This is a genomic window from Fructobacillus tropaeoli (assembly GCF_001047135.2).
Taxonomy (GTDB): domain Bacteria; phylum Bacillota; class Bacilli; order Lactobacillales; family Lactobacillaceae; genus Fructobacillus; species Fructobacillus tropaeoli.
In genome coordinates, this window is the sequence record NZ_DF968078.1 from 168,666 (window position 1) to 182,305 (window position 13,640).

Here is a 13,640-nt window from a genome sequence, read left to right on the forward strand (position 1 = left end):
GCGTCATCCGTGGGAATGGAATAGCTTCGCGAATATGTTCTTCGCCAGTAACGAAAGTCACCATTCGTTCCAAACCAAGGCCAAAGCCTGAGTGTGGCACGGAACCATACTTACGCAAGTCCAAGTACCAACCGTACTCGTCCATGTCCAAACCTTCTTTTTCAATCTGAGCCTTCAAATAGTCGTAATCCGTATCACGTTCGGATCCACCAATAATTTCACCGTAGCCTTCTGGTGCCAACAAATCAGCGGAAATAACGACGTCATCACGGTCTGGATGGCGCTTCATGTAGAAGGCCTTGATTGCCTTCGGGAAGTTAACAATAAAGACAGGCTTATGGAAATGGTTGGCCAAGAAAGTTTCTTCAGGTGAACCAAAGTCAACACCCCATTCCACGTCAAAATCGTTTTCTTGCAACAACTTGATGGCATCATCATAAGAAATGCGTGGGAATGGTAACTGCGTATAAGAGCGCAACAAATCCTTGTCACGGTTTAACAAGTCCAATTCCTGGTCATTTCTTTCCAAAACCTTTTCAATCAAGAAAGCAACATAGCGTTCCTGCAATTCCAAGGATTCTTCCTGGTGCATAAAGGCCATTTCAGGTTCAATCATCCAGAATTCTGTTAAGTGACGACGTGTCTTTGACTTTTCAGCACGAAAGGCCGGTCCAAAAGTAAAGACCCTTGAGAAGGCCATGGCACCTGCTTCGGCGTACAACTGTCCCGTTTGTGACAAATAAGCTGATTGACCAAAGTAATCGGTCTCAAACAAGTCGGTTGTTCCTTCGGGGGCAGAACCAGTCAACAAGGGGGCATCCAACTTGATGAAACCTTCCTGGTTGAAGAATTCGTAAGTTGCTGCAATCAAGGTGTTGCGAATCTTCAATGTGGCAAATGGCTTGATGTGACGCAAGTAGAGGTGGCGCTCATCAAACAAAAATTCCGTACCGTGTTCCTTGGGCGTGATTGGGTAATCGTGGCTTTCACCAATGACTTCTAATCCGGTAATGCTGATTTCGTAGCCAAATGATGACCGATCATCTGCATGAATTTCGCCGGTCACATACAATGATGTTTCCTGCTTCAAATCCTTGGCTAAATTAAACAATTCCTCTGAAACGTCAGCCTTGGCGACCACGCCCTGGAAAAAAGCAGTTCCGTCACGCAATTGCAAGAAGGCCATCTTTCCGGACCCACGCTTTTGCCGTAACCAGGCACCAATTTTTACCGTTTGGCCGACGTACTTTGGTGCATCGACAATTTGGATTGTTGGAATCGTTGTTTCACTCATAAATTATTCGGGCTAACGCCCTACTCCTCACATTTTACTTATTAACTTTATTATGATAAAAATTTTGGCAGCCGTCAACTAGGACAAAAACTTACTGAACAAAAGCCAAAATACGGTCAAGGGCCTCATTAATGGTTGCTTGGTCCTTGGCGTAGGATAGACGCAAATAACCCGGCATTCCAAAACCTTCACCGGCTGGAATGGCAACGTGGGCCTGCTCCAAGAGCGCAGTGGCAAAGTCAATCGTTGACTTTAGGCCCGGCTTGTCCAAAAGATCTTGGTCAACTTTAAAGAAGAGGTAAAAGGCCCCTTCTGGCTTTGGCGTAACAGACAGTCCCGGAATGGCCGTCAACTTATCGTAGGTTGCATTCAACCGACTTTCAAAGGTAGTCCGCATATCTTCAACCATTTGTTGATCAACCGTTAAGGCGGCCAAAGCCGCATACTGGCTAACGGCAGCCGGATTCGAAGTCATGTGGCCCAAAAGCTTATTCATTTCGGCAATGATTTTTTCATCGGCAATTGTCCAACCAAGACGCCAACCGGTCATCGAATAGGACTTTGAAACCCCATCGACAATAATCAAGCGTGAGTCCTTGATTTCCTTCAAAGACAAAGCTGACGTAAACGTTTGCCCGTTATAAACCAATTGACCATAAATTTCATCAGACAAAAGGAAACTATCGTGGGCGTCGGCCCAGTCCAAAAGCGCCTGCACTTCAGCCCGGCTGTAAACCTGGCCAGTTGGGTTGGAAGGATTATTAAGAATAATCAACTTCACGGGTCCGGCAACTTCATCAAGGTCTGCGGGCGTCAACTTCATCGCTGCTGTCTTAGGCTTAACGGTTGTGGCAACCCCACCCGCTAAACGAACCTGTTCAACGTATGAAACCCAATAGGGTTCGGGCATTACAGCTTGGTCACCAGGGTTTAAGAGTACTTGCATAATCGTATACAAAGATAACTTGGCACCAGAAGTGACTGTTACCTGGTTAGGGGACAAGACCTGACCAGTTTTCTTGGTCGTTTGTTCAGCAATGGCCTCTCTTAATGGTAAAATCCCACCGACGGGCGTGTAGAAAGAAGTTTGACCGCCTTCGATGGCTTCAATAGCCGCTTCACTAATGGCCGTTGGCGTCGTGAAATCAGGTTCCCCAACGCCAAGGTTAATCACGTCAATCCCTTCGGCCGCCATCTGCTTGGCTTTTTTAGAAACTGCGAGTGTGGCTGAAGGTTGAACGGCTTGGGCCCGCTTTGAAAAATCACTTGCTTGCAACATCATCTTCTCCCTAAATTCCATTAATTGCCCGGTAAACGGCACCGGTCTTATAATCCATTGTCAAATAGTTCATGTCGCCATTTTGGCTCTCATAGCTGATTTCCCAGACCAAAGTTTTTTGGTAGAGCGACAAATTGGCTGAGTAAACCTTCTTTGGATTGTACTTGGCTTTGATTTGCTTTAATAAATCAGCCCGTGACAAGCCATTGCCAAAATCAAAGGTCGTCACAGCCCCGTGCTGTCCCTTGACCAAGGCTACCTTTTGCTGGCCATCGCTATCCTTACCAAGCACGGCGTAAATCGTGCCATTGCGGTCATCTGCCGTGACATTATGCAGATTTGTCAATGACGTTTTTTGACTGACCGTTTTTTGCACGTTTGATTCAGCTCTGGCCATCGGCTGTAATGCCATATAGGCATAGGCATAAATAGCGCCGGCTACAATCAGGAAAATCGCCACCAAGATGATAAAAAATTTAACCCAAGAAAAGCGCTTGGGCCGGGCCATTCTGACTCGTAAGTTGTCGTGAACTTCCATAAAAATTCTTTCTCCGATTTGTCATAACTATTGTTCATTATAGCAAAAAAATAACCAAGAAATTGGATAATCTCCAAGCTCATGGCTATTTAATCGTTATTCTGCTGGTGAAAGTTCAGTCGCTTCCTTAGCAGCCTTGGCGTAGGCGATCACTCGCTTCATGGCCTCTTCTAATTTTTCAGTCGAAGTGGCGTAAGAAATGCGAATGTGGCCTTCTCCTCCAATCCCAAAGACAGAACCAGGAATTGTTCCCACCTTGGCCTTTTCACCTAATTCATAGACAAAGGCTTCATCATCTTGTGGCAAGAAATCAGGAATCTTAGCGAAGATGTAAAAGGCACCCTTCGGTGTTGGAGCCGTAAAGCCCGCTTCCTGCAAGCCAGCCAAAACAATATCCCGGCGCTTTTGATAGATGTCACGCATTTCCTTGGGCGCATCTCTAGCAACCGTTAAGGCTGCCAAAGCTCCGGCCATCATTGGACCGGGCGCCGTTGTCACGACACCTGAGTGGGCCAAACCAACCATCTTCATCAAGGCCTTGGGACAGGCAATATAGCCAACCCGGTAACCAGTCATTGCATGCGACTTTGACAGTCCACCAATCAAAATGGTTTGTTCTGGAATGTAGTTCGTAATCGACTTATGCGTTTGACCGTAAGTCAATTCCGCATAAATTTCATCTGATATAACCAAGACATCCGTCTTCTTAATGGCTGCAGCCAAATCTTTGAGCTCTTGTTCATCATAAGTAACACCAGTTGGATTACCAGGGAAGTTCAAAACCAAGCCCTTTGCTTCTGGGTGCTCTTGAATTACCTTTTCAAACATTTCCGCTGTAAACAGGTAAGATGGCGCCGTGTTAATTTCGACCACCTTCAAACCGAGACGCAAAGCTTCCGCCTGGTAAAAACAAAATGTTGGTGTTGGTACCAAAATTGTTTCACCACGGTTAAACAGTGCAGACAATGAATCGTAAATGGCTTCTGAAGCCCCGATTGTCACCGAAATTTCACTTTCCGGATCATAGACTGGACCAGACAAACGTTCATGAACATAGTCGGAAATAGCATGACGCAAAGCCAAAGTTCCCTGTGAAGGCGCATAATGCGAGTCATTATCATCAACCGCTTTTTTAACGGCCTCTTTGACTACATCTGGAACCGCAAAATCAGGTTCACCAAGGGTGAGCTTGATGATATCCGGAACTGCGGACAACTTGATGTCAACTGCTCGGATGGCCGCTGGCGGCACGATCTCGAACAATTGGTTATACTGCTTCGACAAACTTTCTTTGACTTGAACCATGAAAACCACTCCTATTCTATTCTAAACAAATCCTTTTACATTGCTTTGCACCATTCTAGCATATTATTAAAAATAAATTAGAGAATTTTATCTAATCCAATCTCTAATCCATCAATTTCATCGACTTTTCGAATTGAACGAGCGACACCAGTCATGAAAGACGAACGATTATTTGTTGATTGCTTGATTGTTAATGTTTCTCCATCCGAACCAAAGACAACCGTTTCCTCGGCCAAGATACCTGGCAAACGCATGGCATGCACCGGTACTCCCTGACTTTGGTCACCACGGGCCAAAGCGTTCGAATGTGGAATAGCAGGTTCTTCTTGACGAGCAGCAACAATCAAATCAGCGGTGGCCTTTGCCGTCCCAGATGGTGCATCGACCTTGTCCTCATGGTGGGCCTCGATGATTTCGGCTGCAGGCAAGTACTTAGCTGCTTGACCGGCAAACTGCATTAACAAAACCGCCGTAATTGAAAAGTTAGGAACAACCAAGGCCGATTGGTCGTTTTCCAAGGCCAAGGCCCGCAATTTTTCAAAATCATCTGCTTGTAAGCCAGAGGTCCCCATTACCAAGTCGAAACCATGAGTCAAGGCGTATTGGCCATTTTCAAAGGCAACAGCCGGATCGGTGACATCAACCCAAACATCAGCACTGACGTTAATGTCTGCTAAATTAGTAAAGATTGGGGCAGCGTCTTCTTGCCCATCTGGCTGTTGGTCCAGTGCTCTTTTAGTCGTTAAGCGGCCAGCTAATGAAAAATCAGCTTGGTCCTCAATCAACTTTTCAATCGACCGGCCCATTTTTCCTTGGGCGCCTGCGAGAAAGACGGTTTTCATGCAACAACTCCTTGCCGGCCTAATACGGCCTCTACTTCTGCTGTTTGCTGCTCAGTCAAAGGCAGCAATGGTAAACGTAACTGATTTTCAATCAAGCCCTGCTTAGCTAAGATGGCCTTTACGGGACTTGGTGATGGATGAGAGAACAAAACGTTCATCCGTGGTGTCAAGAAGCGTTGGTACTGACCCGCCAAGGCCACATCACCAGCTTCAAGAGCGGCAAAGAGCGCTTGCATCTCACGACCATAGAGGTGTGACGCAACTGAAATCGCGCCCGCACAACCAATGGCCTTTGCTGCCAATGTTTGACTATCTTCACCGGTATAAACGGCAAACCCTTCTGGCGCTTGATCAACCAAAACGGCCAAGTCATCGATTGAAGTCACCTGCTTAATTGCATTAATATTTGGATGGTGCGCCAAGAACAAGACAGAATCATTCGTCAACGAAACGCTTGATCGACCAGGAATGTTATACAACATCAATGGTACTTGGCTGGCATTGGCGATGGCCGTGAAGTGGGCAATCATGCCGTCCTGATCGGGCTTATTGTAGTAAGGCGTGACAGCCAAAATGCCAGTCACACCCTCGATTTGGCTGGCAGCCTCAGCCAAGGCCACGGATTCTGCCGTGCTATTTGTCCCAACGTTAGCAATAACAGGTCCCCGGCCGTTCACATACTGGGCAAAGTGGCGGTACAAGGACAGGCGTTCCTCCTCCGTCAACGTAGGTGATTCACCGGTTGTACCACCGATGACAAAGCCCTGCGTTCCTTCACCCAATAACTTATCCGTTAAACGGTCCAAGGCATCATAGTCAATTTCGTCCTGACTGGTAAATGGGGTAATTAATGCGGTAATCAAATTTGCTGTCATCATCAAAAGCCATCCTCTCTCATCTTTAGCTATAGCGATTTCTTAGTTTTTTCAATACATCTTAACTGGCAAGCGGCAAAATCAGTTCCCCTGGATACCAGCTTATTGGGCCATTCGTTGTTTAAAATAGGCAACCATTGCCTGAACACCGGCGTTTAGGGCTCGCTCATCGGGGTTCAATCGGGCATCGTGGAGGCTGTGTTTGGGGTCACCAACCCCAAGCCAAAACATCGTGCCTGGGAACTTATTTAGTAGAAAGCCGAAGTCTTCGCCAGTCATTGCCGGCTGCGCCTCTGCAAAGTCAACTTCCGGATTTTCTTCCATAAAAGCCATAAAGGCTGCCGTTGTTTTTGGATCATTTTCAACCGGGTAGTAACCACCCTGAATGAGCTCCAAGTTCATTTGAACATCAAAGGCAACAGCAATCCCATCCGCAATTGCGCGGACCCGTTTTTGCATCATCTCCAAGTCCGTTTGGGTAAAGGCCCGAATCGTCCCGGCTAACTTGGCCTCACCGGCAATCACGTTACCGATTGTGCCGGCGTGAAAGGAGCCAATCGTCACGACCCCACCATGAATGGGGTCAACATTGCGGGAAACCACGGTTTGTACCTGACTGACAAAGGCAGCAGCGGCAACCAAAGCGTCCTTAGCCTGGTGGGGATAAGCCGCGTGACCACCCTGGCCAACAACCTGAAGATGAATCTCCGTTGTCCCGGCAAAGAGTGTCCCCATTTTGGTTGCAATCTGACCGGCCGGCAAGGCTGGCTGGTCATGCAAGGCGTAGAGTTCATCCGGTTTAAAATCACCCGTAAGCGCACCGGCTTCATACAAACGTTTACCCCCGGCCTCGGATTCTTCTGCCGGTTGAAAGATAAAAATCAGATTATCTTTAGGCTGATTTTTCGCAAAGTAAGCCAAGATTCCCAATGCAACCGTCATATGAATATCATGACCACAGGCATGCATCACACCAGGGTGTTTCGAAGCAAAGGGCAGGCCTGTTTCTTCCTCAATTGGTAAGGCGTCAATATCAACTCGGTAGCCAATTGTTTTCTTTGGGTTTGACCCTGCCAAGCGGACCAGCAAGGCCGTTCCAACTTCTGGCACCTCTTTGATTGTTAAGAAATCGCTCGCAAAGGCGGCAATTGTTTTTTTCAAATATTGTTGCGTTTGCACTTCATGCAAAGCCAACTCTGGAATGGCGTGTAAGTCGCGCCGAACCTGCGCTAAATTAATGGTTGAATCGGACATCAAAGCCTCCCTTTCATGGACCATGAAAACTTCTCTCTAATCAGCTAGGTCGCGCGGCCATCTTCCAGACGTTTGCTAGCAAACTTGTGTTTACAAATCGCGTAAGGCGGCAACCAAGGCCGTCTTTTGCTCTGTTTGAACATCGATTTGCTTAATGATCTTAGCCGGTACCCCAGCCACAACCGTTCTTTCAGGAACGTCTTCTATCACAATGGCACCTGCGGCAACAACCGCTCCAGCACCAACTTGAACACCTTCGATGACAACAGCGTTGGCACCAACCAAAGCACCATCCCCAACACGGACAGGTTCTGCTGAGGCAGGTTCAATCACACCTGCCAAAACAGCACCGGCACCAATGTGGCAGTGCTTTCCAACTTCAGCTCGGCCACCCAGAACAGCGCCCATGTCAATCATCGATCCAGCACCAATTTTGGCACCAATGTTAATCACAGCCCCCATCATAACCACAACCTGGTCGTCGATTTGAACTCGGTCACGAATCAAAGCCCCTGGTTCAATGCGGGCATTCAAGTGCTGGGTGTTCAACAATGGCACCCCGGAGTTACGAGCAATTAATTCAACGTGGTAGTCGGTAATGGCTGCCTGGTTATCATCCAAAATTGGTTGGATAACCTGCATATCACCAAATACGGTCCCAGTTTTTTCTTCAATAAAGGCTTGCACATCATTTGGCCAAGTAATTTGAGCCAAATCACCAGCTAAGGTCACCTTTGCTGGTGTCTTCTTCTTCGAAGTTGCCAAGTAATTAATGATCGCTGCTGTATCCATTTCAGTCATGTTTTTGTTTTCCTTTTCGAGTTGTTTTCTTCTTATTTAAATTTTAAATCCAATTGTTTCTTTCAGCTGGGCAAGGCACGTTAATGAAATCAAGCAAGTTTCGCCAAAGCTGATTTTACCACTTACCAGGTAATTGGTAAGCCCGGTCATGGCTGGTCAAATCAGCTAGGCTTTCGCCCTCAACCACCAGTTGTGAGAGGCCGTTTTCAACGAAGACCACGGCTGGCACGGGGTTACGGTTGTAGCGGGAGGCCATTGAGTACCCGTAAGCGCCAGTATTCAAAACGGCGACCAAGTCGCCCGGCTCTGTTGCTGGCAATTCCTGGTCTTGAATCAAGACATCTCCTGATTCACAATACTTACCCACTAAGCGGACATGTTCTGCCGGCGCTCCATGAACATTGTTGGCCAAGACTGCCTGGTAATCGGCCTGGTAAAGGGCTGGACGAATGTTATCACCCATTCCACCGTCAACGGCCAAGTAAGTCCGCACACCCGGGATATCCTTACGAGAACCAACGGTGTACAAGCTGTAACCGGCTGGGCCAGCGATTGAGCGCCCTGGCTCAATCCAGATATCCGGTTGGGTCATCCCCTTCTTAGCCGTTTGTTCCTGGACGCTCTTCAGCAGGGCCAAAACGAGGTCTTCTGGTAAGCGTGGCTTATCGGCGTCCGTGTAGGCAATTCCAAAGCCACCGCCAAGGTCCAATACTTCTGGTTGGTAATCCCATGAAGCACACAGGTCAACTAATTTCTGGCCGGCTAATTCAAAGCCATCTTCCTCAAAAATTTGAGAACCGATGTGGGCTGACAAACCAAGCAGGTGCAAGCTTTCATCGCCTTCAGCGATTTCATAAGCTCGCTTAGCTTGACCGGATTCCAAATCAAAACCGAACTTGGAGTCGACTTGACCAGTCTGAATGTAATCATGAGTGTGGGCTGACACGCCGGGAACCACTCGCAAAATCACATTTTGCTGTCCCTCTCGACCGGCCATAACCCGGTGCAAAAGGTCAAGTTCCAAGAAATTATCAACGATAATCGTGCCAACCCCGGATTCAACAGCAAAGGTCAAATCTGCCAGTGACTTGTTGTTTCCGTTATAAGAAACATTGGCCATCGGGAAGTCGGCGGCCACCGCTGTATAGATTTCACCAGCGGAAACAAGGTCCAAGTGCAAACCTTCTTCAGCAACCACCTGGTACATTGCCTGGCAGGCAAATGCCTTTGAAGCATAAGCAACGGCCCCTTTTTGACCGGCTTGTTCAAAGGCCTTCTCGAAGGCACGCATCTGCTTACGCATGGTCAAAACGTCATAAACGTATAATGGCGTTTGGTATTCCTTGGCCAAATCAGTGGCTAACACGCCACCAATCATGAGCTGGTCTCGGTCGTTTACTTGCAAGTGGTTTGACATAAGAATCTTTCCTTCTTCTCTCTTTTTCAATCAAAATATTATTAGGTGGAGCTTAATCAACCAGGTATCGTGCTAAGCGGTCTTGGAAGCGAATGGTGATTTCCCATGGATCGATTTCGCAATAGTGGGAAAAATCAATCAGTGTGTTTTCCTGGTCCTGATTTTTACCGATGAAAGTCACCTTGGTTCCAACCGGAACGGGCTCTTCCAAAGCAATCATCAATTGATCCATGGCCAACTTACCAACAATTGGTGCTTTCTGGCCGTTGACCAAAACCGCATAGCCAACTGCTTCTCGTGGTAGGCCATCCCCGTAGCCGATTGGTAAAGTCGCAATCCATTGAGGCTTGGTGGTTTGGTAAGTGGCACCATAGGAAACGGAGGCACCTGTTGGCAATTGCTTGATCATGACCACCTCGGATTCGAGTGTCAAAACCGGTTCCAGGTAGTTGTCAGGCTTTAATACCCCTTCGGATGGCTCAATACCATAGACCGAAGTTCCTGCTCGAATGACATCCATTGGCATCTGATCAACCCGGTATAAAGCTGCGGCTGAGTTCGCCAAGTGAACCATCGGTGGCATTGGCAAGCCATCGGTGAGTTCATGCCAAGCTGCCAGCTGGCCTTCAAAGTATGTCGTGTCGACATCATCGGCCGTGGCGAAGTGGGTCATAATGCCTTGATAAAGTAAGAAATCAGCATCTTGAACGTCGTTGATAGCAGCGCTTAACTCTTCTCGGTTACGAAAACCGATTCGGCCCATACCCGTGTCGACCGCCAAGTTAACCTGGAGCTTTGGACCGCCGAGACGCAAATTGGCTTCAGCCTGCTTCAAAGTTTCACGATCAGCAACCGTGGCAATGATTTGGTAATCGGCCATTAGCTGGGCAAACTCAGGAGACGTGAGGCCCAAAACCAAGATTGGCTGGCAAAAGCCGGCTTTCCGTAAGGCAATTGCCTCATCCATCACAGCAACGGCCAAGCCATCAGCACCACCTTCAACAGCAGCCTGACTCATTTCCAACAAACCAAAGCCGTAGGCATTGGCCTTCACCGTCATGAAAATAAAGTTGGCGTGGCTACTCTCACGCATGACTTTTAAATTTTTGGCCACCGCTGCCTTTGAAATCAATAAACGACTTGGACGGTGATTAGCGACAACCATGTGAGCCTCCTTAGGCAATAAAAAAAATCCGAACAACGGGGGTTTATCCCTGTCGTTTGGATTATTGTCTAAAAATAGTCACAAAAAAACAGTTGAATAGCTCCCCGCTGCATTTGCAGCGACAGTCCAATAGCTCTTAACTATTGGCCCAGCAAAATGGCTCTGACCCCATCAGCTTCGGCAACCGCCCCTTTCGCGAACAATGTTCGGTACTCTTGTTGGTTGCGACCTCTATTACTTATTAAGTTGCCATTAATATACATGAGATTTTTTCTCATGTCAACACTCCTGACAAAATAAATTATCTTTTTAACAAAAAAGGCAGCCGATATTGGCTGTCTTTTCTTAATTTTATGAAAACTTTTTTTGATAAAAGTTCGCTTTTACCCGTTTGTACCGACTATTAACGGTTGCCAATCGATCCGAAAGCGCTTTAACCTGTCCCTGGTTAAAGGAAGCAAGTAAAACGGACTTTTCTTGTTTTTGAAGGGCAATCAATAGCGGTGTGAGCGTCGTCACATCAACCCAGCGATGGGCCTGTGAGATGACGGCCACCTCCGGCACTTGTAGACTTTGCTGCCAAATCGCCGACAAATATTCTGGTAAGGCAATCAAAATTGACTGTTCTTCCTGGCTGCTTTGGCGGGCGGCCTTAATGAGGGGCGCTGAAATGTCCTGCGCATAGACAACGTAGTCATCACCATAGCGGTCCGATAACTTGTAGTACCAATGCTTCAAGGCAGCGTGGTCCTCCACAATCAGAACAAAGTGCTGAACCTTGGCCAAAACCAGCTGTTCGATCTGCTGGTTCTCATTACGGCTCGTGGTCAGTACCGTTGTCAACTGATTATCCGTTGTCCCCTCGAATTCACTTTTCTCCGGCAACAGGGCGCCCGGCGTCTGGGCTAGAAATGTTGCTAAATCATCCGGTAAATAAGACGAAACGACTAGGACTTTATCCACCTGCTTCAAGAAGTACTTTTGGTACAGCAAATCAGCCTTGACCTCAAAAATTAGGTTTTGGACGGCCGGCTCCTTTTGGATGTGCCAGGAGATGTTGGCTAAGTATTCCTGGTGCGCTGATAGCCACGAAAGCTTAGCTAATTTAGCCGTCAAATCCGCTTGCGTCAATTTGTGGTTAAAATCGGCCTTAGCAGCCAAATCAACTAAGTCCAACAAACGATTCAAAACCGCCTTGCCGGTCTTCACCAGGCCGATATCTTCAGCTTGACCATCAATCTTATTGCTGGCCTCTTCCCAGTTGTGGAGTGCCACCTTCCACTGACCCTGTGTCTTCTTCGGCAAGCTAGCTGCCAAATCAGCTAAGCGGGCTACCTGGTCTTGGTAAAAGCTCAAAGGTAACGTCAGGCCGAAGCCCTCTTGAATGGCAGTCAAAAGCGCAATTGGCTTTTCCAAAATGGCCACGGGCCGATCATGATACTTGCTTGCCTTTTCCAAATCCTCCGAAATGGCAAAGAAGGCCGCGAAGGTCAAAAGAACCACATCCGCCTGAGCCGCCTTGTCAAAGGCTTTGATAAAGGCCGAACCCGTTTCATCAGAACGGACGGCTGCCAAGCCAGGCTGATTTTGCACACCTTTTGGCAAATCAATGAGGGCTAAATCAGGACTTTCGGCTAACCAAACCAGGACACGCGCTTGCCAAAAGGCGCCACCTTGGCTTCTAGCTACCGCCAGAACCTTTTGAAACTTCTTCTCATCCAGGTAATCGCGTGGCACATAGAGTTTTGCCACCGATAAGTTAGCCCCGGGCAGTCGCTCCTGCAACTCTGCTAGAATCGCCCCCTGATGGTTCAAGAGCGTAATATCATGGGCCAGCAGGTATGTCGCCTGTTGGCGGTTTTGATAAAAGAGTGGCAATAAATACGACAACGTCTTCTTAACTTCCGGCGGTGTCGTTAACTGCCAGACCGCTCTTTTCCGTTGTTGCAAAAAGCGCTGCACCTGGTCCATCACCTGACCCTGGTCCTCTTCGACCAAGAAACCAGGACCTAAAACGGCATCCTTATCAGCAAGCGTCTTCGGATAAGGCACGTCGCCGCCTTTTTTTTTCCGGTTTGAATCTTTGCTTCGGTTGGACTGACGTCTTAACGTCTCTTCACGTTCGGCCAAAAATGCCGGAGCCGGGGACCGGTCTTTCATCGCCATCGCCAAGAAATCTTGGCTTTGACGCAACAGACCCCAATCCACACTCAAGAGTTCCTTCTTCGTCTTTTCAGGTAAGCTCTGGGCCTCGTGCCAAAGCGACAACATCAAATAGGCTGTTGCCTCCGCATCAGCGTTGGCCCGGTGAGCTTGAACCAGGGGCAAGTCGAGATACTTTGTCAAATCAGACAAGCGGTAGCCTGGTGCCGTTGGGTAAAGAATCTGGGCCAGTTGAACGGTATCGATTGCCAATAGGTCCAGCTCAGGTAAACCAACCCGGGCAAATTCGGCATTTAAATACGGGTAATCAAAGTTCACGTTATGGGCAACAAAAACCTGGTCCTTTAACAATCCGCGCAACGAGGGGGCCAGTTCTTCAAAGAACGGCGCATCCCGCACATCTTTTTGGCTAATATGGGTTAATTGTTGAATTTTTTTATCTATTGTTTGCCCCGGATTCACGAATGAATCGAAGTGTTCCACAATCTTTTTATTTTTTACAAAGGTCATCCCGATTTGAATAATTCGCCCTCCCTTTTCAACGGAGGGGTTGGTGGTTTCCAAATCGACAATCACAAAGGCGGCTGATTTTTTCATCAGGACTCCTTTCTCATCATCGAGACCAAGACATATTTGGGCCAAAAACTGTCATTTTTAGACCTAAATTTCATTTTGCTCTCGTAGTTATTTTACACTACTTAGCCTAG

General features: G+C 47.7%; 11 protein-coding genes and 1 riboswitch. All 11 genes read right to left on the reverse strand.

Features of this window, described 5'->3' with window-relative positions; translation table 11 throughout:
* A partial coding sequence (gene asnS, locus AOQ32_RS00820; protein WP_059393151.1) for an asparagine--tRNA ligase occupies nt 1-1,294 on the reverse strand: 1,294 nt, incomplete at its 3' end.
* 91 nt (nt 1,295-1,385) lie between these two features.
* Complete coding sequence (locus AOQ32_RS00825; RefSeq protein ID WP_242976698.1) at nt 1,386-2,594, reverse strand: pyridoxal phosphate-dependent aminotransferase; 1,209 nt, start codon at nt 2,592-2,594, stop codon at nt 1,386-1,388.
* Entirely contained in the window at nt 2,584-3,111 is a 528-nt protein-coding gene (locus tag AOQ32_RS00830; protein ID WP_059393153.1) for a hypothetical protein, read from the reverse strand. The genes AOQ32_RS00825 and AOQ32_RS00830 overlap by 11 nt, the downstream gene beginning before the upstream one ends.
* 96 nt (nt 3,112-3,207) lie before the next feature.
* Nucleotides 3,208-4,416: an aminotransferase class I/II-fold pyridoxal phosphate-dependent enzyme gene (locus AOQ32_RS00835; RefSeq protein ID WP_059393154.1), complete on the reverse strand. Its 1,209-nt coding sequence runs from the start codon at nt 4,414-4,416 to the stop codon at nt 3,208-3,210.
* A 77-nt stretch (nt 4,417-4,493) separates the two neighbouring features.
* The gene (dapB, locus tag AOQ32_RS00840) at nt 4,494-5,258 is read right to left on the reverse strand and encodes a 4-hydroxy-tetrahydrodipicolinate reductase (protein ID WP_059393155.1); all 765 of its coding nucleotides are present in this window, start codon (nt 5,256-5,258) and stop codon (nt 4,494-4,496) included.
* Complete coding sequence (gene dapA, locus AOQ32_RS00845) at nt 5,255-6,136, reverse strand: 4-hydroxy-tetrahydrodipicolinate synthase (RefSeq protein ID WP_059393156.1); 882 nt, start codon at nt 6,134-6,136, stop codon at nt 5,255-5,257. Before dapA ends, dapB begins: the two co-directional genes overlap by 4 nt.
* Nucleotides 6,137-6,235: 99 nt before the next feature.
* A complete protein-coding gene (locus AOQ32_RS00850) occupies nt 6,236-7,387 on the reverse strand; it encodes an N-acetyldiaminopimelate deacetylase (RefSeq protein ID WP_083994321.1) in 1,152 nt (383 codons plus the stop codon).
* A gap of 90 nt (nt 7,388-7,477) precedes the next feature.
* Nucleotides 7,478-8,188, reverse strand: a complete 711-nt coding sequence (gene dapD, locus AOQ32_RS00855; protein WP_059393158.1) for a 2,3,4,5-tetrahydropyridine-2,6-dicarboxylate N-acetyltransferase — start codon at nt 8,186-8,188, stop codon at nt 7,478-7,480.
* Between the two features lie 115 nt (nt 8,189-8,303).
* Complete coding sequence (gene lysA / locus AOQ32_RS00860; RefSeq protein ID WP_059393159.1) at nt 8,304-9,605, reverse strand: diaminopimelate decarboxylase; 1,302 nt, start codon at nt 9,603-9,605, stop codon at nt 8,304-8,306.
* Nucleotides 9,606-9,657: 52 nt separating this feature from the next.
* The gene (gene alr / locus AOQ32_RS00865) at nt 9,658-10,770 is read right to left on the reverse strand and encodes an alanine racemase (protein WP_059393160.1); all 1,113 of its coding nucleotides are present in this window, start codon (nt 10,768-10,770) and stop codon (nt 9,658-9,660) included.
* An 89-nt stretch (nt 10,771-10,859) separates the two neighbouring features.
* A riboswitch (Lysine riboswitch) is annotated at nt 10,860-11,012 on the reverse strand.
* Nucleotides 11,013-11,121: 109 nt separating this feature from the next.
* Nucleotides 11,122-13,530 carry an exonuclease domain-containing protein gene (locus AOQ32_RS00870; protein ID WP_059393161.1) on the reverse strand — a complete coding sequence of 803 codons (2,409 nt, stop codon included), beginning with the start codon at nt 13,528-13,530 and terminating at the stop codon, nt 11,122-11,124.
* Nucleotides 13,531-13,640: the final 110 nt, after the last annotated feature.

What these genes read in the sequence shown, in the direction of transcription:
- AOQ32_RS00825 (WP_242976698.1), bottom strand. Translation starts at nt 2,594, where the DNA reads ATGGAATTTAGGGAGAAGATGATGTTGCAAGCAAGTGATTTTTCAAAG.
- AOQ32_RS00830 (WP_059393153.1), bottom strand. Translation starts at nt 3,111, where the DNA reads ATGGAAGTTCACGACAACTTACGAGTCAGAATGGCCCGGCCCAAGCGC.
- AOQ32_RS00835 (WP_059393154.1), bottom strand. Translation starts at nt 4,416, where the DNA reads ATGGTTCAAGTCAAAGAAAGTTTGTCGAAGCAGTATAACCAATTGTTC.
- dapB (WP_059393155.1), bottom strand. Translation starts at nt 5,258, where the DNA reads ATGAAAACCGTCTTTCTCGCAGGCGCCCAAGGAAAAATGGGCCGGTCG.
- dapA (WP_059393156.1), bottom strand. Translation starts at nt 6,136, where the DNA reads ATGATGACAGCAAATTTGATTACCGCATTAATTACCCCATTTACCAGT.
- AOQ32_RS00850 (WP_083994321.1), bottom strand. Translation starts at nt 7,387, where the DNA reads ATGTCCGATTCAACCATTAATTTAGCGCAGGTTCGGCGCGACTTACAC.
- dapD (WP_059393158.1), bottom strand. Translation starts at nt 8,188, where the DNA reads ATGACTGAAATGGATACAGCAGCGATCATTAATTACTTGGCAACTTCG.
- lysA (WP_059393159.1), bottom strand. Translation starts at nt 9,605, where the DNA reads ATGTCAAACCACTTGCAAGTAAACGACCGAGACCAGCTCATGATTGGT.
- alr (WP_059393160.1), bottom strand. Translation starts at nt 10,770, where the DNA reads ATGGTTGTCGCTAATCACCGTCCAAGTCGTTTATTGATTTCAAAGGCA.
- AOQ32_RS00870 (WP_059393161.1), bottom strand. Translation starts at nt 13,530, where the DNA reads ATGAAAAAATCAGCCGCCTTTGTGATTGTCGATTTGGAAACCACCAAC.